The sequence below is a fragment of the Ancylobacter sp. FA202 genome, assembly GCF_000380205.1.
Taxonomy (GTDB): Bacteria; Pseudomonadota; Alphaproteobacteria; order Rhizobiales; family Xanthobacteraceae; genus Ancylobacter.
The window spans coordinates 3,459,378-3,478,596 of sequence record NZ_KB904818.1 but is presented as its reverse complement, the minus strand read 5'-3'; the positions used below and the strand labels follow the sequence as shown (position 1 = coordinate 3,478,596).

16 protein-coding genes are annotated in these 19,219 nt (G+C 67.4%); 9 read left to right on the top strand and 7 right to left on the bottom strand.

Going from position 1 to position 19,219, the window contains the following annotated elements:
• Positions 1-122: 122 nt before the first annotated feature.
• From A3M1_RS0115860 to A3M1_RS0115850, 3 genes are all read right to left on the bottom strand, one after another.
• Entirely contained in the window at positions 123-1,691 is a 1,569-nt protein-coding gene (locus A3M1_RS0115860) for a tripartite tricarboxylate transporter permease (RefSeq protein WP_018389972.1), read from the bottom strand.
• A 10-nt stretch (positions 1,692-1,701) separates the two neighbouring features.
• Entirely contained in the window at positions 1,702-2,202 is a 501-nt protein-coding gene (locus A3M1_RS0115855; RefSeq protein WP_245261697.1) for a tripartite tricarboxylate transporter TctB family protein, read from the bottom strand.
• 77 nt (positions 2,203-2,279) lie between these two features.
• Complete coding sequence (locus tag A3M1_RS0115850; protein WP_245261695.1) at positions 2,280-3,272, bottom strand: tripartite tricarboxylate transporter substrate binding protein; 993 nt, start codon at positions 3,270-3,272, stop codon at positions 2,280-2,282.
• Positions 3,273-3,896: 624 nt separating this feature from the next.
• Here A3M1_RS0115850 and A3M1_RS0115840 point away from each other — a divergent pair.
• The 6 genes from A3M1_RS0115840 to A3M1_RS0115815 are packed head-to-tail and all read left to right on the top strand — an operon-like array spanning position 3,897 to position 10,034.
• Complete coding sequence (locus tag A3M1_RS0115840; RefSeq protein WP_018389969.1) at positions 3,897-4,937, top strand: AbrB family transcriptional regulator; 1,041 nt, start codon at positions 3,897-3,899, stop codon at positions 4,935-4,937.
• On the top strand, positions 4,921-5,715 hold the full coding sequence (locus A3M1_RS0115835; RefSeq protein ID WP_018389968.1) for an SDR family oxidoreductase: 795 nt from the start codon (positions 4,921-4,923) through the stop codon (positions 5,713-5,715). The genes A3M1_RS0115840 and A3M1_RS0115835 overlap by 17 nt, the downstream gene beginning before the upstream one ends.
• An 11-nt stretch (positions 5,716-5,726) precedes the next feature.
• Positions 5,727-7,094: an MmgE/PrpD family protein gene (locus tag A3M1_RS0115830; RefSeq protein ID WP_018389967.1), complete on the top strand. Its 1,368-nt coding sequence runs from the start codon at positions 5,727-5,729 to the stop codon at positions 7,092-7,094.
• Between the two features lie 5 nt (positions 7,095-7,099).
• Positions 7,100-8,197: an isocitrate/isopropylmalate dehydrogenase family protein gene (locus A3M1_RS0115825; RefSeq protein ID WP_018389966.1), complete on the top strand. Its 1,098-nt coding sequence runs from the start codon at positions 7,100-7,102 to the stop codon at positions 8,195-8,197.
• Positions 8,184-9,290 carry a tartrate dehydrogenase gene (locus A3M1_RS0115820; protein WP_018389965.1) on the top strand — a complete coding sequence of 369 codons (1,107 nt, stop codon included), beginning with the start codon at positions 8,184-8,186 and terminating at the stop codon, positions 9,288-9,290. Before A3M1_RS0115825 ends, A3M1_RS0115820 begins: the two co-directional genes overlap by 14 nt.
• A 42-nt stretch (positions 9,291-9,332) precedes the next feature.
• Positions 9,333-10,034 carry an FCD domain-containing protein gene (locus A3M1_RS0115815; protein ID WP_018389964.1) on the top strand — a complete coding sequence of 234 codons (702 nt, stop codon included), beginning with the start codon at positions 9,333-9,335 and terminating at the stop codon, positions 10,032-10,034.
• Between the two features lie 164 nt (positions 10,035-10,198).
• Here A3M1_RS0115815 and A3M1_RS0115810 read toward each other — a convergent pair whose 3' ends face one another.
• Positions 10,199-11,227 (bottom strand): PdxA family protein, encoded by a 1,029-nt coding sequence (locus tag A3M1_RS0115810; protein ID WP_018389963.1) that lies wholly within the window; start codon positions 11,225-11,227, stop codon positions 10,199-10,201.
• Between the two features lie 4 nt (positions 11,228-11,231).
• Positions 11,232-11,969, bottom strand: coding sequence for an FCD domain-containing protein (locus A3M1_RS0115805; protein ID WP_018389962.1), 738 nt, complete (start codon positions 11,967-11,969; stop codon positions 11,232-11,234).
• 313 nt (positions 11,970-12,282) lie between these two features.
• On the opposite strand from A3M1_RS0115805, the gene A3M1_RS0115800 reads away from it, so the two are divergent.
• Complete coding sequence (locus tag A3M1_RS0115800) at positions 12,283-13,353, top strand: tartrate dehydrogenase (protein ID WP_018389961.1); 1,071 nt, start codon at positions 12,283-12,285, stop codon at positions 13,351-13,353.
• Between the two features lie 26 nt (positions 13,354-13,379).
• Positions 13,380-14,807, top strand: a complete 1,428-nt coding sequence (locus A3M1_RS0115795) for an MmgE/PrpD family protein (RefSeq protein ID WP_018389960.1) — start codon at positions 13,380-13,382, stop codon at positions 14,805-14,807.
• Positions 14,808-14,868: 61 nt separating this feature from the next.
• Here A3M1_RS0115795 and yghU read toward each other — a convergent pair whose 3' ends face one another.
• Positions 14,869-15,741 carry a glutathione-dependent disulfide-bond oxidoreductase gene (yghU, locus tag A3M1_RS0115790; protein ID WP_018389959.1) on the bottom strand — a complete coding sequence of 291 codons (873 nt, stop codon included), beginning with the start codon at positions 15,739-15,741 and terminating at the stop codon, positions 14,869-14,871.
• A gap of 209 nt (positions 15,742-15,950) precedes the next feature.
• Here yghU and A3M1_RS0115785 point away from each other — a divergent pair, with 209 nt between their 5' ends.
• The gene (locus tag A3M1_RS0115785; RefSeq protein ID WP_018389958.1) at positions 15,951-17,714 is read left to right on the top strand and encodes a chloride channel protein; all 1,764 of its coding nucleotides are present in this window, start codon (positions 15,951-15,953) and stop codon (positions 17,712-17,714) included.
• 3 nt (positions 17,715-17,717) lie between these two features.
• Here A3M1_RS0115785 and A3M1_RS0115780 read toward each other — a convergent pair whose 3' ends face one another.
• A complete protein-coding gene (locus A3M1_RS0115780) occupies positions 17,718-19,136 on the bottom strand; it encodes a short-chain fatty acyl-CoA regulator family protein (protein ID WP_018389957.1) in 1,419 nt (472 codons plus the stop codon).
• Positions 19,137-19,219: the final 83 nt, after the last annotated feature.

Below are 19,219 nucleotides of genomic sequence, written 5' to 3'. Positions count from 1 at the left end.
CCCTCAGCCCCTTCCGCCAGCGGTGGAAGGGGTTTTTCTTTGCTCAGTGGCCGGGGGTATCGCGCAACGAAAAGGGCGGGTTCGCACCCGCCCTTTCGGTCGTCGTGGAAGAGAGAAAACCCTCAGCCCTTGCTCGGCGTCGTGTGCGCGGCGCGGGTTTCTTCCTGAATCTGCCGCATCGCGAGCGCCTCGGCCGCTTCTGCCCGGTTCTGCTTGCGCTTACCCCAAGCCGTCATCGCCAGCGAGATGAACATCACCGCGAAGATCGCCATCGCGCCGGGCCGCTCCAGCACATAGAGCGGGTTGCCGCCGGAGAGCTGGTAGGAGCGCAGGAACTCGGTCTCCAGCATCCGCCCGAGCAGGATGCCGACCACCACCGCCGAGACCGGGTACTGGTAGCGGTTGAGGGCGTAGCCGAGCAGGGCGAACACGAACAGCGTGATCGGGCCGGCGGCCTCGCCCGTCACCGCGAAGGTGCCCAGCGTGGCGATGACGAGGATCGCCGGCAGCACGTAGCGGGTGCGCACCTTCATGATGTTGGAGGCGACATAGATGAAGCCGATGCCCACCGCCAGCAGCACGATGGCCTGGACGATGTTGTTGAGGATGATCGCATAGACCATCGGCTTCTGAGTCTCGATGAAGCTCGGGCCGGGCACGATGTTGTGCATCATGAACGCCGCGATCAGGATCGCGGTGGCGCCGCCGCCGGGAATGCCGAGCGCCAGCATGGTGGCCATTGAGCCGCCCTCGCCGCTCGCCACCGCCGATTCCGCCGCGATGACGCCCTTGGGGTTGCCCTTGCCGAAGGTGGCGCTGTCCTTGGCGGTGCGCTTGGTCTCGGCATAGGCGATGAGGTTGCCGATGGAGGAACCGACGCCCGGCACCGCGCCGATGATGATGCCGATGATCGAGCCGCGCAGCAGCACGCCGGGATATTTCAGCGTGCCCCAGCAGCCCTTGAGGATCTTGCGCAGGCTCACCTCGCGCGAGCCCTCGGCCTCGATGATGTAGTCGCGGCTGGCCAGGCTGAGCAGCTGGCTCGCCGCCAGCAGGCCGATCATCGCCGGGATCGGCGCGATGCCGTCGAGCAGCACCGGCAGGCCCAGCGTGCCGCGGGTGAAGCCGGCGGTGTTCATGCCCACCGTGCCGAGCAGGATACCGAGCGCAGCGGCCAACAGGCCACGGCTGATATAGGTGGAGCCGAGCGAGCCCAGGAGCATCATGCCCCAGATCGCCACCGCGAACATTTCCACCGGCCCGATCCGCAGCACGATGTCGGCAAGCGGCTCGATGACCAGCAGCAGCAGCACATAGCCGGCGATGCCGCACAAAGTGGAGGCGAACAGCGCATAGCCGAGCGCCTCGTTGTGCTCGCCCTTCTGCGACATGGCGTAGCCGTCGAAGGTGGTGGCGAAGGACGATGGCGAGCCCGGTATGTTCATCAGGATCGCCGGCACCGAGCCGCCGAACCCCGCCCCGGTATAGACCGAGGTGAGAAAGACGATGGCCGAGAAGAAATCCATGTAGAGCGACATCGGCAGCACGATCGCCATCGCCATGGTGATCGAAATGCCGGGAATGGCGCTGAAGACGAGGCCGACGATCAGGCCGGGGACAATCCATCCCCAGGACCCGACTGACGTGAACATGATGCCGAGGGCATCATTGAAGGCGGAAACGTCGATCATCGAGCGCGCCTCACAGCAGGGTCGTGTGCATGGGATAGGAGATCAGGGCGCGGAAGCCGTAGATCGTGACCAGTGTCACGGCGAGCGAGAAGAACAGCAGGTGCAAAGGTCGCCGCTCGCCGCAAATGGCCATGGCCGCAGCGGCGAACAGGAAGATGGCGATGTCGAAGCCGATGACGTCGAGCAGGAACACCATCAGCCCGAGCGACACGCCGAGCGCCGCCATGCGGATCACATCCGCGCGGTCCGTGGACAGGCTCACGGCGAACGGGTCGTTCTCGGATGTGGGCTTGGCCGCCTCGCGCGCCTCCACCTTGTGGAAGCATTGCGGCAGGATGAACAGGTACATCGCCAGCGCGAAGATCGCCACCGGCTGCACAAGAAGCAGATTGTTCACGCTCAGCGACACGCTGCGGGCATCCAGAAGATACCAGAAGACGAGCGCCGCGATGAACGTGATGAGCGCGAGATGGCCATAGTCGATGGCATAGCTGTGCCGACCGATGCGCATCTTCATCTCCATTCGTCGGAGGAGGGAGAATGAAGGCGGGCGCGCAACACGGGCAGCCCGCCTTCCACTGATGCGGCCTACTTCAGCAGGTCGACGTATTTCGCCATCTTGGCGGCGTTGTCGAGATAGGCCTTGTTGGAGGCATCCGGCCCGTACCAGGTGGTGGCCAGTTCCTGCAGCTTCAGCGTCTCGATCGCCTTCGGGTTCTTGCTTGCCTTCTCGACCGCCGCGACGAGGATCTTGAAGATCTCCGGCTGCTCGTTCTTCAGCTTGGTGGAAACCGCCCAGCCGCGCTGCGAGCCTTCGACGAAATCGGTCTTGAGGGTGGCGCCGATCAGCGGCGCATCGGGATACCAGTCCACCTTCTCGGCGGCGAAGATGGCGAGCGGGCGGACCTTCGACTTCAGCGGCAGGAAGCCTTCGCCGCCGACGAAGCCGACATCGACCTGGGCGCCGGCAGTGGCGTTGCGGGCCGGGCCGCCGCCATCATAGGTGACGATGCGCAGCTTGCTGGCATCGATGCCAGCGGCCTGGAAGGCCAGCACCATATTGGCATAGTCTGCCGAGGCCGGCTGCACGCCGATGCTGAGGCTGGACGGGTCCTTCTTCAGTTTCTCGAGCACCTCGGCGAAGGTCTGCACCGGCCCGCCGGACGAGGTAGCCGCCAGCGTGTAGTCACGCGACGGCAGGTTGATCATCGAGAAATCCTCGACCTTGTAGGGCGCGTTCTGCAGAAGCACGGTCAGCGGGATATAGGGCGCCGCCGAGGTGCACAGGATCGAGTAGCCGTCGGCCGGCTGGTTCAGCGCATAGGAATTGCCGAGCTGGGTGCCGGCGCCGGGCTTGTTGACGATGACGAGAGGCTGGCCCAGCTCCTGCTCCAGATAGGGCATGAAGGCACGGGAGAGACGATCATTGTAACCGCCGGTGGCGAAGGGCACGATCACGTTGATCGGACGCGAGGGATAGGTCGCGGCGCGCAGGATGGACGGCATGGCGACCATGCCGGAGGCGACGGCAACGCCGCCGGCCGAAATCTTGAAGACGTCTCTGCGTGTGAAATGGGTCATGTTTTCCTCCCGCCGTTCCATCTGGGTCCTTCGGCCGGCGACCATGAAGCGGCCGGCCCGTGTGGATTAGGCGGGGGCAAGACTGTCCCGCTGCCCGTCAACTGTCAACACATTTGCAGCCTGACTTGCCACCCGGGATCGCCCGTATTGACGGCAGGCAAGGACCGCGCAGGGCAACCATTATGGCGTCCTTGGCCGCAGAGTCGTTGAAACACGGCACGCCGCCGCCGATACCCCATCTTTCGACCGGCTGTGGAGGAGTGGGTCGAGCTTCATCAATCTGTTGACAGTTTTCATTCCAGCTGTCTCTATCGCCCCATGCCCTGCCGGCGGGAAAACGGCCCGCTGCGAGACAGGCGCCAACAAACCGCCGCGCCGATGCGAAAAGTCGCGGCACATTCGGGAGGCCGTCATGTCCGAACGCCCGCGCCACCGCCGGATGCCGGCCTCCCGCCTTATCGCGAACGTGGTGACGGAAAAGCAGGCACGTGCCGGGCGGGCGATCGGGTGATGGCGGCGCATCCCGCACCGCCGGAACCCCCGAGCGAAGGGGGGGAATCACCCGTCTCCTCGCCGAGACCCACGCCGAGACCCACGCCGAGACCTTCTTGGCGCGCCTCCGGGTTGCGCCTCGTCGGCACCTATGCCGTCGCCACCGCCGCCGGCTATACCGCCTCGTTAATCCATGTCCCCCTGCCCTGGATGCTCGGCCCGCTGTTCGTCTGCGGCCTGCTGAATGTCTCGGGCGTGCCGCTGCGGGCCGGGCCGCACCTGCGCGAGATCGGGCAGGTCATTGTCGGCCTCGCCATCGGCATGCGCTTCACCCCGCACCTGCTGCTGGTGTCGCTGGAACTTCTGCCGGCAATGCTGGTGGCGACGCTCTACATCATCATTGCCACCTTCATCGGCGCGTTGATCATGCGCCCGCTGGCGCGCATCGATGCCACCACCGCCTTCTTCGCCACCGCCGCCGGCGGCATGGCCGACATGGCGGTGGTGGCGGCGGCGCGGGGCGGCGACACCAACGCGGTCTCCATCGTCCACGCGCTGCGGGTGACGACGGTGGTCAGCCTCGTGCCGTTCATGGTGTTCGCCTTCGGCGAAGCCGGGAACGTCAACACGGCCGACCCCGCCGCCTCGCACGACCTGCTGCTGCTCGCGCTCGGCCTCGTCATCGCCTATCTCGGCGCGCAGGCGCTGCGCCCGACGGTGATCCCCAATCCCTGGCTGCTCGGCTCGCTGCTGCCAAGCGCGGCGCTCGGCGCCTCCGGCCTGCTCAATGTCGCGGTACCGGGCGTGCTTATCATCGCCGCGCAGGTGATGATCGGCGTCTGGCTCAGCATGCGCTTCCGGCGCGACCTGTTCGTGCGCCTGCCGCGCGTAGCCGCCTCCGGCCTGCTCATCGGCGTGCTGCTGATCGGCGCCGCCGCTATCGGGGCGGAAGGGCTCTCGCTGGCCACCGGCCTGCCGCTCACCACCAGCTTCCTCGCCCTCGCCCCGGCGGCGATCACCGAAATGGTGCTCACGGCCAAGGCGATGCACGCCGATGCCGAGCTGGTAACCGCCTTCCACATCGTCCGCATCGCGGTGATCTCGTCGACCATCCTGATCGTCTTCCGCGTCTACCGCTTCGTGCTGAGGAGCCATTATGAATCTGGGGTTTGACGGCCGCCGCGCCGTCATCGTCGGCGGCAGCTACGGCATTGGCGAGGCCACCGCCGCGATCCTGCTACGCGAGGGCGCGCAGGTAATCATCGCCTCGCGCAGCCGGGACAATCTGGAGGCCGCCCGGACCCGTCTCGAAGCGGCCACCGGGCGCGCGCCAGAAATCTTCGTCGCCGATGTGGTGAAGGACGCCGGTTCGGCCGCCGCGCTGATGGAGGAGGTGCGGACCCGCTGGAGCGCGCTCGACCTCCTCGTCAGCGCCGTCGGCGGCAGCGTGCGGGCCGATTTCGACACGCTGAGCGACGAGGACTGGCTCGCCAGCTACGAGTTCAACGTGCTCTCCACCGTGCGCAGCGTGCGCGCCGCATTGCCCCTGCTGGCGGCGGGCGACGCCCCGGCCGTGGTGACGCTGGGCGCTGCGGCGGCGAAGATGCCCTATGCCCACCAGATCATGACCAACGTTCACAAGGCCGGCCTGCTCGGCCTCGTCAAGACGCTGGCGCTCGAACTCGGCGAGAAGGGAATCCGCATCAACGCGGTCGGCCCCGGCCGGACCCGCACCCCGCTCTGGATCAACCGCGCCACCAAGATGGCGGCGGAGCGCGGCGTGCCGGTGGAGGAGATCTTCGCGGAATTCGCGGAAGAAATCCCGCTCAGGCGCTTCGCCGAGCCCAATGAGATCGCGGTCATGGTCGCCTGGCTCGCCAGCCCGCTCGCCAGCTACATCACCGGCCAATCCATCAATGTCGACGGCGGCATCGCGCGCGGCCTCGTTTAAAGGAGAACAGAATGTCCCATAAAGACGTTACCCGCCAGCTCGCCGCCTGGATTGTCGGCTGCAGGCTCGACGACATTCCCGCCCCCGTGCAGACGGAGGGCGTGCGCACTTTCTTCAACTGGATGGGCTGTGCCGTCGGCGGCGCCCGCCATGAGACGGTGGACCGGGCGCTGGCCGGCATCTCCCCCTTCGCCGGCAAGCCGCAGGCGACCATCATCGGGCGCGGCGAGCGGCTGGACGTGCCAAACGCGGCGCTCATCAACGGTATTTCCTCGCATGTGCTCGACTATGACGACACCCATCTGAAGACCATCATCCACCCCGCCGGCCCGGTCGCCTCGGCGCTGCTGGCGGCGGCCGAGTATCAGCCGATGTCAGGCGCGGACTTCCTCAACGCGCTGATCGTCGGCGTCGAGGTGGAATGCCGCATCGGCAACAGCGTCTACCCCGCCCATTACGACCGCGGCTGGCACATCACCGGCACGACAGGCGTGTTCGGCGCCGCCGCCGCCGTCGGCCACATGCTGAAGCTCGACGCGACGCAGATGACCTGGGCGCTCGGCATCGCCGCGACGCAGGCCTCGGGCCTGCGCGAAATGTTCGGCACCATGTGCAAGAGCCTGCATCCGGGCGCGGCCGCCCGCAACGGCGCGCTGGCCGCTTTCCTCGCCAAGGCCGGCTTCGACAGCTCGCTGCAGGCGATCGAGGCGCCGCGCGGCTTCGCCAATGTGCTCTCCACCAAGCAGGATTATAACGAGATCCTCGGCGGGCTGGGCGAGACCTGGGAAGCCGGGCTCAATTCCTACAAGCCGTTCGCCTGCGGCATCGTCATCCACCCCACCATCGACGGCTGCCAGCAGTTGCGCGAGGAACTGGGCGACGCGGTGAACCAGATTGCCGCCGTGCGCCTGCGCACCCATCCGCTGGTGCTGGAACTCACCGGCAAGCGCACGCCGAAGACCGGGCTGGAAACCAAGTTCAGCGTCTTCCACGCCGCCGCCTGCGCCCTGCTGCGCGGTGACGGTTCGCCCACCGCCTTCACTGACGAAGCCGCCAACGCGCCTGAGATCATCGCCCTGCGCGACAAGGTGGACGCCACATCCGACACCTCGATCCATGAGGCATCGGTGGTGATCGAGGTTCAGTTCGAGGACGGGCGGGTGATCGAAAAGACGATCGAGCGCGCCATTGGCAGCCACGACAAGCCGCTGAGCAACGCCCATCTGGAGCGCAAATTCGCTCACCAGTCGGGGCTCGTGGTCGGCGACGAGGTCACGGAGCAGCTGATGGCCCTGTGCTGGCGCCTGCCGGAGCTGGCCGATGTCGGCGAGATCGCCCGCGCCTCGGTGCCGGCCGGCCTGCGCGACGCGGCGGAGTGAGCGCCGTGACCACGCACGCACCTCTGCGCATCGGCGTTCTCAATGGCGACGATATCGGCCATGAGATCGTCCCCGCCGCCCACGCCATCGCCGCAGCGGCGGCGCAGGCCTGCGGCCTCGCCATCGACTGGCGCCCCATGCCGCTCGGCCGCACGGCGCTGGACGAGCTCGGCCACACCATGCCGCCGGGCACGCTGGAAACCCTCGGCACGCTCGACGGCTTCATCCTCGGCCCGATCGGCCATCAGGCCTATCCGAAGGTGCCGGAGGCGATCAATCCGCACCCGATCCTGCGCAAGAGCTTCGACCTGTTCGCCAATGTGCGGCCCACCCGCTCCTATCCCGGGCTCGGCTGCCTTTACGACGATATCGACCTCGTCATCGTGCGCGAGAACAATGAGGGCTTCCAGCCGGACCGCAACGTGGTGGCCGGCTGCGGCGAATTCCGCCCGACCCACGACACCACCATTTCGGTGCGCGTCATCACCCGCGAGGGCAGCCGCAAGGTCGCCCGCGCCGCCTTCGAGATCGCCCGCGCGCGCAAGAAGCGACTCACCGTCGTGCACAAGAACACGGTGTTCAAGCTCGGCTGCGGCATGTTCGTCGAGGAGTGCTACGAGGCCGGCAAGGAATTCCCCGACGTCGCCATCGAGGAAGTCATCGTCGACACCTTCGCGATGAAGCTGGTGCGCGAGCCGCAGCGCTTCGACGTGGTCGTCACGACAAACATGTTCGGCGACATCCTCACCGACGAAGCGGCGGGCCTCGTCGGCGGGCTCGGCATGGCGCCCGGCCTGTGCATCGGGCGCGGCGACATCGCCATGGCGCAGGCCACCCATGGCTCGGCGCCCGATATCGCCGGCAAGGGCCTCGCCAACCCCTACGCGATGATCGAATCCACCCGGATGCTGATCGAATGGCTCGGCCGCCGGCGCGGCATTCCGGCCGCCGCCGAGGCGGCCGCGCTGATGAAAGCCGGCATCGACGCCGCGTTGGCGAACCCCGCCACCCGCACGCCCGACATTCGCGGCACCGGCACCCAGGCCGACATGACCAACGCCGTTCTTTCCTACATGGAGACCCACGCTCATGCGCCGGCATAAAATCGCGCTCATTCCCGGAGACGGCATCGGCTCCGACGTCATCAATGCCGGCCGCGAGGTGCTGGACGCGCTGGCCGCCAGCGATGGCAGCTTCGGCTTCGATTTCGAGAGCTTCGACTGGGGTTCGGACCGCTACCGCCGCGTCGGCACGATGATGCCGGCGGACGGGGTCGACACGCTGCGCGGCTTCGACGCCATCTATTTCGGCGCCGTCGGTGACCCGGAGATTCCCGACCACATCACCCTGTGGGAGCTGCGCCTCGCCATCTGCCAGGGGCTCGACCAATACGCCAATGTCCGCCCCTCACGCCTGCTGCCGAACATCACCGGCCCGCTGCGGCCGGAACTGGGCCGCGACATCGACTGGGTGATCGTGCGCGAAAACAGCGAGGGCGAATATGCCGGCGCCGGCGGGCGGGCGCATCGCGGCCTGCCGATCGAGGTCGGCATCGACGTTTCCGTCTTCACCCGCGCCGGCATCGAGCGCGTCTGCCGCTTTGCCTGCGAACTCGCCCTGTCGCGTCCGCGCAAGAAGCTCACCATCGTTACCAAGTCCAACGCCCAGCGCCACGGCATGGTGCTGTGGGACGAGGTGTGCCGGGGCGTGATCAAGGACTTCCCCGCGCTCGCTGTCGACTGGATGCTGGTGGATGCCATGACCATGCGCCTTGTGCTGCGCCCGGGCACGGTGGACACGGTGCTGGCGACCAATCTGCACGCCGACGTGCTCTCCGACCTCGCCTCGGCGTTGAGCGGGAGCCTTGGCATCGGCGCCACGGCCAATCTGGCGCCGGATCGTTCCACCCCCTCGATGTTCGAGCCGATCCACGGTTCCGGCTTCGACCTGGTCGGCAAGGGCATCGCCAACCCGATCGGCGCGTTCTGGAGCGCGGTGATGATGCTGGAGCATCTGGGCGAGGCGGACGCCGGCGCCCGGCTGATGGCTGCCATCGAGCAGGTGACGGCCGAGGGCACCGCCCTGACCCCGGATCTCGGCGGAACGGCAGGCACTCGCGACGTGACGGCGGCGGTGATCGCCATCCTTCAACGTCAAAGTGTCGCAGAAGCCGGCACAACCCGGCGCAGTGCGTAGAAACTGGAAGCCTTCCAACGCGAAACTGTTTACAATTGACGGATGAGCATCATCAGCGATTCCGCTCATTTGAGCGACCTGTCCGTTGTGAAGAGCGTCTCCCTCACGAGCGCGCTCGAAAAGGAACTCGAGCGCCTCATTCTGACAGGCGAGCTGGAGCCGGGGGTTCGGATCAACGAGATTCACCTCTCGAACCGCTTCGGCACCAGCCGCGGCCCGATCCGCGAGGCCACCCGCAGCCTTGAGGCGAAGGGGCTGGTCGAGGTGGTGCGCAATCGCGGCGTCTTCGTCCGGCGGCTGTCGGTCGAGGACGCGATCGAGATTTATGACGTGCGCGCCGCGCTGTTCGGCCAGGCAGGTCGCCTGCTAGCGGAGCGGATGACCGACGGGCTGCTGGCCGAACTGACCCGCATGGTCGACGAGATGGACGCGGTGGCCGAGCGCGGCAGTTTCGACGATTATTACCCGCTCAATCTCGGCTTCCATAACCTCATCGTCAGCTCCTGCGGCAACCGCACGCTGCTGGCCGAGTACCACCGCTTCGTCAACAAGCTGCATCTGTTCCGCGCCCGCGCGTTGGTGCAGGGCGGCGGCCTCGCCGTGTCGAACCGCGAGCACCGGGCGATGCTGGAGGCGCTGGCGTCAGGCGATGGCGAGCGGGCGCAGGTAACGCATTGGCGCCATGTGGCGCTGGCCAAGCGCCGGCTCATCGCCGCCGTCGACGGCCACGCCCGCAACGACTGAGGGGCCGTGCCCCTCCCCGGCGGCCGCGCTCCCTCTCCCCGTCGGGGAGAGGGTTGGGGTGAGGGGGCACGCCGACTTACCCGCGCTACACCCCCTCACCGACCCGCTGTGCGGGCCACCTCTCCCCATTGGGGAGAGGACGAGACCACGGAGGGATGCCCCCCTCACGCGGCGACGGCGCGGGCCTCGATCTTTCGCGCGGCCACGCGGGCGGCGAGGCGGATGGCGGACTGGAAGGCGCCGATATCGGCCACGCCTTTGCCGACAATGTCGAAGGCCGTGCCATGCGCCGGGGTGGTGAACACCACTTCAAGCCCGGCGGTGATGGTCACGCCCTTGTTGAAGCCCTTCAGCTTGGTCGCGATCTGGCCCTGGTCGTGATACATCGCCAGCACACTGTCATAGGCGCCGGAAAACGCCTTGAGATAGACGGTGTCGGAGGGATAGGGCCCTTCGCAGGCGATGCCCTCCTTCGCCATCGCCTCTACAGCCGGGCGGATGATCTCGATCTCCTCCATGCCGAACAGCCCGCCCTCGCCGCCATGCGGGTTGAGCGCCGCCACCGCGATGCGGGGGCGGTCGATGCCGGCCTTGCGCATGGTCTCATCGGCGAGGCGCAGCGCGCCGCACACACTGTCGAACGTCACCTGGTCCAGCGCCGTGCGCAGCGAGACATGCGAGGTCACGCGCGTCATCCACTGGCCCTCCAGCACGTTCATCTCGCTGAATGGGCCCTTATGGTCGAGCAGATGGGCGAACATCTTGTGCTCGTCCGGAAAACGCCAGCCGCCTTTGAACATGGCCTGCTTGTTCAGCGGGGCGAAGCACACGCCGTCCACCTCCCCCGCCTTGGCGAAGTCGATGGCGCGGGCCAGCGTGTCGCCGGTCAGCCGGCCGGAATCGGGGTTGGCGACGCCGAGCGGGAAGGCGTCCGGGTCGGTATTGCCGAGGTCGACGAGCGGAATGCCCGGCGCGCTCCAGTCCACCGCGCCGGGGGACTCATAGCGCTGGAAGGCCAGCGTCACCCCGGCATGGCGCGCACCCATCTCAAGCACACGGGCATCGCCCACCACCACCAGCCGCGCCACCTCGCCGAGGCCGCCCTGGCTCAGCAGGCGCGCGGTCTGTTCGGGGCCGATGCCGGTGCAGTCGCCGGGGGTGAGGGCGAGAATGGGGAGCGGGTGCGCGGTCATGAAACTACCTGTCCTTGGAACGTGACTGTCGGGGATCGAGCGGGCCGGGGCGTGCCTCGGTGGCGCTGTCATCCTCCAGCGTGCGCAGGAAGCGCGCCTTGCCGGCGAGGATGTGCCGCTCCAGCAGGCGGGCGGCGCCGGTGCCGTCGCTCTGGCGCAGCGCGTCGAGGATCGCCTTGTGCTCGTCATTGGAGGTGCGCATCGAGCCGGGCAGCACCAGGCCGCGCCGGCGGAACAGATGCAGCTCCGCCTCCAGCAGCGGGTAGAGCTCGATCAGCTTGTCATTGTCGGAGGCGACGACGACCTGGCGGTGGAACTCGTTGTTCAGCGTGTAGAAGGTTGCGATGTCGGGCGCCTCGATCGCCGCGTCCATCGCGCCGATCAGCTCTTCCAGCCCGCGCAGCTGCACGGTGGTGATGATGGCGGCCGAAAGCCGCCCGGCGGTGCCGAACAGGCCGGCGCGGATGTCGTAGAGGTCGAGCGCCTCCTTGGTGGAGACCTCGCGCACGAAGAAGCCGCGATTGAGCTCGCTGCGCAGCAGGCCGATCTGCTCCAGCGCCCGGCAGGCCTCGCGCACCGGCCCCCGGCTGATGCCGAGCCGCAGCGCCAGCGTGCTCTCATTGATGCGGGTGCCGCCGGTGAGTTCGCCGGTGCCGATCATCCGCTCGATCTCGCGCTGGATCAGCGGCACGAAGGAGGCGGTGCGCGGGGTGCGGGCGGGGTTTGCGGCGGGGCGGAGCATGCCGCCATCTGGCCCGCATAATCGCCGATTGTCAACAATGTCGCGCCGAAAGGACGATTTTCGCCACATGCGGCAGCGAAGGCGCCTGCGGCCTTCGCACCCGCATTCCGTCGCGCCAAACGTTGGAAGGATTGGCATCGCTGCGTCCCCAGCACGTCAGTCCGACAATGAACATCAAGAATGAACGGCCCGAACGCACGCTGCCATTGCCATTAAGTGTTGACAGTTGTCGGTTCGTTGAACACTGTCGCGGGCACCAGCGCTGCGGTGCCGCCGCCCCGATAGGCCGCACCCCGATATCCCAGGAGTTTCCATGACGACCTATTCCATAGCGGTCATTCCCGGCGACGGGATCGGCAATGAGGTGGTGCCGGAGGCGCAGCGGGTTCTGGAGGCGGCGAGCCGGATCGGCGGCTTCTCCTTCGACTGGACCCATTACGATTGGAGCTGCGAGCGCTTCGCCAAGACCGGGGCGATGATGCCGGCGGATGGCTTGCAGCAGATCCGCGACAAGGACGCGATCTTCCTCGGCGCCGTCGGCTTTCCCGGCGTGCCGGATCATGTCTCGCTCTGGGGCCTGCTGATCCCGATCCGCCGCAGCTTCCATCAATATGTCAATCTGCGCCCGGTGAAGCTGCTGGCCGGCGTGGAGAGCCCGCTCAAGGGCCGCGAGGCCGGCTCGATCGACTTCTATGTCGTGCGCGAGAACAATGAGGGCGAGTACTCGTCCATTGGCGGCCGGCTCTATGAGGGGCTGGAGGACGAGCTGGTGATGCAGCAGTCCATCTTCACCCGCCGCGGCTGCGACCGGGTGATGCGCTACGCCTTCGAGCTCGCCAAGGGCCGCAAGCAGCACGTCACCTCGGCCACCAAGTCCAACGGCATCAGCCACACCATGCCGTACTGGGACGAGCGCTTCGCCGCGATCTCCAGGGAATATCTCGGCTTCAGCACCGACCAGTACCATATCGACATCCTGACCGCGCATTTCGTACGCAACCCGGACTGGTTCGACGTCGTGGTCGCCTCGAACCTGTTCGGCGACATCCTGTCCGATCTCGGCCCGGCGGTGGTCGGTTCCATCGGCATCGCGCCCGGCGCCAACATCAATCCCGAGAAGGACTACCCCTCCATGTTCGAGCCGGTGCACGGCTCGGCGCCTGACATTGCCGGCAAGGGCGTCGCCAATCCCATCGGCCAGATCTGGTCGGGGGCGATGATGCTGCGCCATCTCGGCGAGGAAGCCACCGCGCGCGCCGTCGAGCAGGCGATCGAGGACGTGCTCGCCCGCCGCGACAGCCTCACCCGCGACCTCGGCGGCACCGCCGGCACAAGCCAACTGACCGACGCCATCATCGGCGCCCTGCCCTCCGTGGCCGCCTGACGCCCAAAAACACGAGGAAACGTTCCATGACGCTGCACCAGACCAACCCCGCCCAGGCCCAGCCCATCGTCGAGGGCCTCACCCAGGAAGTGGCGGAATTCGTCGTCGGCACGAGCTATGCCGATTTGCCGGCCGAGGTGGTCGAGCTTGGCAAGAAGTCGATCCTCGACGGCATCGGCCTTGCGCTCTCCGGCTCGGTGGCGAAAAGCGGCGAGCATATCCAGGCCTATCTGGCCGGGCTCGGCATCAAGGAAGGGCCGGCCACCGTGATCGGCACCGCGCTGAAGGTGCCCACCCGCTTCGCCGCCTTCGCCAATGGCGTTGGCATCCATGCCGACGATTATGACGACACCCAGCTCGCCGTCGCCAAGGACCGCGTCTACGGCCTGCTCACCCACCCGACCGCGCCGGCCCTGCCGGCCGCGCTGGCGGTTGCCGAGGCGGATGGCCGCTCGGGGCCGGACATGATGCTGGCCTATCACCTCGGCGTCGAGGTGGAGTGCAAGATCGCCGAGGCGATCAACCCGCGCCACTACCAGCACGGCTTCCATGCCACCGCGACCTGCGGCACCTATGCCGCCGCCGCCGCCGCCGGCAAGCTCAAGGGGCTGGATGTCGAGCAGATGGTGCGCGCCTTCGGCTGCGCCGGCAGCCAGTCGGCCGGGCTGCGGGAGAATTTCGGCACCATGATGAAGCCCTTCCACGCCGGCCGCTCCTCGGAGAGCGGCGTGGTGGCGGCGGACTTCGCCGCGCTGGGCTGGACCACGACCGACAAGATACTGGAAGCGCCGCGCGGCTTCTTCCAGGCGGCGGGAGGCGGCTTTGATCCCACCGCCATCGTCGGCAAGCTCGGCCAGCCCTGGACCTTCGCCTCACCGGGCGTCTCCATCAAGCCGCATCCGTCGGGCTCGCTCACCCATCCCGGCATGACCAAGATGCTGGAGCTCATCCGCACCCATGCCATCAAGGCCGAGGATGTCGAGCGGGTCGATGTCGGCACCAACCAGAACATGCCGAACGCGCTGATCCATCACCGCCCGAAGAACGAGCTTCAGGCCAAGTTCTCGATGGAATTCTGCATGGCGATCCTGCTGCTCGACGGGCGCGGCAGCCTGCCGGAGTTCACCGACGAGACGGTGGAGCGGGACGACGTCAAGGCGATGATCGAGCGGGTGAACTTCCATGTCCACCCGGAGGCGGAAGCCGCCGGCTACGACAAGATGACCACCATCATCGACATCCACATGAAGGACGGGCGCACCATTTCCGGCCGTTCCGACTTCGGCAAGGGCAGCCCGGCCAACCCGATGACCTATGACGAGGCCGCCGACAAGTTCCGCGGCTGCGCCGAATTTGCCCGCTGGGATAAGGCCAAGACCGAATCCATCGTCGAGACGGTGCGCCGGCTGGAGCAGCTGGGCGACATCCGCGAGCTCACGCGCCTCTGCGCCTGACGCCGCCCGTCGCTAGCAAGGGCGCCCCTGCCCCGGGGCGCCCTTTTTCATGCCCGCGCCGTCAGCCCTCCAGCTTGTCCTGGGTGCGCGTGTCGAAATCGCCCGCGTCATGCCGCTCGCGCAGCTGTTCGGAAAGCTCGCCGGTCATGCGGTTGACCATGCGCCCGCGCTTCACCGCCGGCCGGGCGAACAACTCATCGGCCCAACGCAGGACGTTGGCGTATTCATGCGCGGAGAGGAAGGTGCCGGCATCGCCATAGGCCCACCCCTTCACCACCGCGCCATACCAGGGCAGCACCGCCATATCGGCGATGGTGTAATCGTCGCCGGCGAGATAGCGGGTCTCCGCCAGCCGCCGGTCCAGCACGTCGAGCTGGCGCTTGGCCTCCATAGCGTAGCGGTCGATGGCGTATTCGATCTTCACAGGCGCATAGGCGTAGAAATGGCCGAAGCCACCGCCGAGGAACGGCGCGCTTCCCATCTGCCAGAACAGCCAGGACAGGCATTCGGCGCGCTTGGCCGGATCGGTCGGCAGGAAGGCGCCAAACTTCTCCGCGAGGTGGAGCAGGATGGTGCCGGATTCGAACACCCGGATCGGTGTCTCCCCCGAGCGGTCCATCAGCGCGGGAATCTTCGAGTTCGGGTTGACCGCGACGAAGCCGGAGCCGAACTGGTCGCCCTCGCCGATCTTGATCAGCCAGGCGTCATATTCCGCGCCCGTGTGGCCGGCGGCGAGAAGCTCCTCCAGAAGGATCGTCACCTTCTGCCCGTTCGGCGTCGCCAGCGAATAGAGCTGGAACGGGTGTTTGCCGACCGGCAGTTCCTTCTCATACGTCGCCCCGGCGGTCGGGCGATTGATATTGGCGAAGGCGCCGCCATTTCCCTTGTTCCAGGTCCACACCTTGGGCGGCGTGTAGTCGGTCGGTTCGGACATCGGGAGTTCTCCATGCGTGGGGCGGGCGGCCCGCAGGGGCGCCGCCGAATCCGTGTGCTGTCGCGCCGACTTTAGCGGCGCCACCGGCCCGGTCATCCCCGGTCGCATCACATCGCGGCGACGCGACGTTGGGTAAGCCGACATCATCACGGTTGCGCGCGGCCCTGTCCTTGCCTAGTGCAGTCGGGACAGGGCGAGAGCGAGCGCACGTGACCCCCGATTTCACCACCGGCGAGCGGCATCTGGCGCAAGGCCTGCGCCGTCTGGTCCGGACCAGCGAGCTCGGCATCGTCGCGCTGGCCGCCCTTGTCGGCGTGGTCGCCGGCCTTGTGGTGATCGCCATGAACGCAGCGCTGCAGGCGCTGCACGAACTCCTGTTCCGCATTCCGACCGCCAGCCACCTCTCGATCACCGAGGGCATCGCCCCCTTTCTGGTGCTGCTGGTTCCGGCGCTCGGCGGCCTCGCCTTCGGCTTGTGTGTGCGGGCCTTCCTGCGTACACGCGCCAGCCCGCCGGTCGACCCGATCGAAGCCAATGCGCTTCAGGGCGGGCGGATGTCGCTGGGTGACAGCCTCATCGTCGCCTTGCAAACGCTGTTCTCCAGCGGGGTCGGCGCCTCGGTGGGGCTGGAGGCCGGCTATACCCAGGCGGCGGCCGGCTTCGCCTCCTGGTTCGGCCGGGTGTTCCATGTCCGGCGGGCGGATTTGCGCCTGCTCGTCGGCTGCGGCGCCGGAGCCGCCATCGGCGCCGCCTTCGATGCGCCGCTGATGGGGGCGTTTTACGGCTTCGAGCTGGTGCTTGGCACCTATGCCATCCCCGCCTTCGTGCCAATGATGACGGCAACCTTCGCCGCCGCCCTCACCCAGCAAGTGCTGGCGCCGCCGCATCACCCGCCGCTGCCGGCGCTGCATGCCCCGCAACTGTCCGATCTGCCCTCGGTGCTGCTGCTCGGTTTTTTCTGCGCGCTGGTCGGCATCGCCGTCATGCGCGGGGCAACGCTGGTGGAAGCCGGCTTTCGCCGCTCGGCCTTGCCTGTCTGGCTGCGCCCGGCGGTGGGCGGGCTGATCGTCGGCGCCCTCGCTTTGTGGAACCCGGCGGTGCTCTCGGCCGGGCATGGCGCGGTCTATCACTTCCTCGCCGCCGATACCGGGCTGGCAATGGCGGCGCTGCTGCTGGTGGCGAAGGTCATGGCCTCCTCCGTCTCCATCGGCGCCGGCTTTCGTGGTGGCCTGTTCTTCGCCTCGCTGCTGATGGGGGTGATGGCCGGGCGGGTCTATGCCGCTGGCATGGGCCTCATCCTGCCCGATCTCGTGCCCGCCCACGCCTTCTACGCCCTCATCGGCATGAGCGCGCTGGCGGTGGCGGTCGTCGGCGGGCCGATGACCATGACGCTGCTGGCGCTAGAGATGACCGGCAATCTGCAGCTGACGCTGGCCGTGCTGGCGGCGGCGGGCACCGCCTCGCTGGCCACGCGGCGGCTGTTCGGCTTCTCCTTCGCCACCTGGCGCTTTCATCTGCGCGGCGAGAACATTCGCGGCGCGCACGATATTGGCTGGCTGCGCGAGCTGACCGTCGCCACGCTGATGCGCCGCGAGGTGCCGCTTCTCGACATCGACACCCCGCTCATCGAGGCCCGCCATCGCTACCCGCCCGGCGCCACCGCCTATCTCGTCGCCACCGAGAACGGCCGCTATGCCGGCATGATCGCGCCCGCCGCGTTGTTCGAGACGGTGGAGGGCGAGGCGCCGCTAACCCTGCGCTCGCTGCTGCGCCACACCGACACCGCGCTGCGCCCGACCGCCACGTTGCACGAGGCGCTGGACCTGTTCGAGCGCACCGAGGCCGACGCGCTCGCCGTCACCCTGCCCGATGGCACGGTCGCTGGCGTGCTCAGCGAGGCGCACGCGGTCAAGCGCTACAGCGACGAGATGGGCCGGCGCCTCGCCGAGGTGACAGGCGAGAAATTCGACTGAACCTCACAGCCCCCGCCGCGCCGGGGCGTAGAAGCTTTCCGACATGTCGATCTCGTTCAGCGTGAAACGGTGGTCGGTTGGTGGCTGGGCGCGCTGCTCGCAGTCGAGCCGCGGGCAGATGCGGCAGCCGACCCCGATCGGCACGGTCTGCGAGGGGTCGGAGAGGTTCATGCCGTCGGAATAGACCATCTGGTGGGCGTGGCTGATATGGCAGCCGAGCCCAATGGAAAGATGCCGGCGCGGCGCATTGTGGCGGTGGCCGCCCTTGGTGATCGACTTGGCGATGCAGAAATAGCGCTGGCCTTCCGGCATCTGGCTGAGCTGCACATTGATCCGCTCGGGGTGGAAGAACGCGGCATAGACATTCCAGCGCGGGCAAGCGCCGGAATGGCGGGAAATATGGATGCCCGACAGCGAGAAGCGCTTGGAGATGTTGCCGGCGATGTCGGTGCGGACCAGATGCAGCGGAATGCCCGAGCGCCCCGGCCGCTGCAGCGTCGTCATGCGGTGGCACACCTGCTCGAAGCTGGTACGGAAGCGGCGCTGGATGCGCTCAATGTCGTAGCGCGTTTCCTGGCAGGCGGCGAAGAACGGCTCATAGGGCATGACCAGCGCCGAGGCGAAATAGCTCGCCAGTGCGTTGCGGGTGACGATGGGCGCGTCCGCCGGCAGGTTGCCGGCCTCGATCAGTTCGTCGATCTGGCGCGAGGCGGCGAGCAGGCCGAGCTGGTGGGCAACCACGAACAGCGCCGATTCCGGCGGCAGCACCTCGGCGGTGATGAGCTCATGCGCCCCCGCATCATAGCGCCGGGCGATGCCGGCCGGCAGCGAGGCGGAGCGCCAGTTCAGCCCGAACACATTGGAGAGGTAGCTCTTCAGCCCGTACTCGAACGAATCCGAGGCGAAGTCGATGTCGCGGCGGATGCGCTCGGCCTCGGTCTCCAGGCTGGGAAAGTAATTGGCGTTTTCCTGAATGAAGTCGGAGACCGCATCGGTCGAGGGGTGATAGCCGGTCTCACTGTCGAGGGCGCCGGCGCCGGTGCGGTGCGCCTCGCGCAAGGTCTTGAACTGGTCGTAGAGCCGCACCACCGCCCGCCCGACCGCCGGGTTGGAAGCGGCGAGGTCGCGTATGTCCTGGTTGGTCAGCGCGTTCTCGGCGAACAGCTCGTCGCTGAACAGCTCCATCATGTCGCCGACGAGGCGGGATTCGTCGTTCTCCACCAGCTCGCCCGGCTCGATGCCGAAATAGCCGGCCAGCTTCATCAGCAGCGGCACGGTGATGCGCCGGCGATTATGCTCGATGAGATTGAGATAGCTCGCGGAAATGCCGAGCGCGCTCGCGAGGTCCGCCTGCGAGATGCGCTTGGCGCGGCGCAGCCTCTGCACCCGGCTGCCAATGCGCGGTTCGGTGGTGGCGAGCATGGTCCGGCCCTTTGCTGGCTTTACAAAACAGACCTGTAAACTTTACAAGACTTATCAGCTTAACACGCTCAAATCATTATCTT

Coding starts and splice junctions, on each gene's coding strand:
- A3M1_RS0115860 (WP_018389972.1), bottom strand. CDS start 1,691: ATGATCGACGTTTCCGCCTTCAATGATGCCCTCGGCATCATGTTCACG.
- A3M1_RS0115855 (WP_245261697.1), bottom strand. CDS start 2,202: ATGCGCATCGGTCGGCACAGCTATGCCATCGACTATGGCCATCTCGCG.
- A3M1_RS0115850 (WP_245261695.1), bottom strand. CDS start 3,272: ATGACCCATTTCACACGCAGAGACGTCTTCAAGATTTCGGCCGGCGGC.
- A3M1_RS0115835 (WP_018389968.1), top strand. CDS start 4,921: ATGAATCTGGGGTTTGACGGCCGCCGCGCCGTCATCGTCGGCGGCAGC.
- A3M1_RS0115830 (WP_018389967.1), top strand. CDS start 5,727: ATGTCCCATAAAGACGTTACCCGCCAGCTCGCCGCCTGGATTGTCGGC.
- A3M1_RS0115820 (WP_018389965.1), top strand. CDS start 8,184: ATGCGCCGGCATAAAATCGCGCTCATTCCCGGAGACGGCATCGGCTCC.
- A3M1_RS0115815 (WP_018389964.1), top strand. CDS start 9,333: ATGAGCATCATCAGCGATTCCGCTCATTTGAGCGACCTGTCCGTTGTG.
- A3M1_RS0115810 (WP_018389963.1), bottom strand. CDS start 11,227: ATGACCGCGCACCCGCTCCCCATTCTCGCCCTCACCCCCGGCGACTGC.
- A3M1_RS0115805 (WP_018389962.1), bottom strand. CDS start 11,969: ATGCTCCGCCCCGCCGCAAACCCCGCCCGCACCCCGCGCACCGCCTCC.
- A3M1_RS0115800 (WP_018389961.1), top strand. CDS start 12,283: ATGACGACCTATTCCATAGCGGTCATTCCCGGCGACGGGATCGGCAAT.
- A3M1_RS0115795 (WP_018389960.1), top strand. CDS start 13,380: ATGACGCTGCACCAGACCAACCCCGCCCAGGCCCAGCCCATCGTCGAG.
- yghU (WP_018389959.1), bottom strand. CDS start 15,741: ATGTCCGAACCGACCGACTACACGCCGCCCAAGGTGTGGACCTGGAAC.
- A3M1_RS0115780 (WP_018389957.1), bottom strand. CDS start 19,136: ATGCTCGCCACCACCGAACCGCGCATTGGCAGCCGGGTGCAGAGGCTG.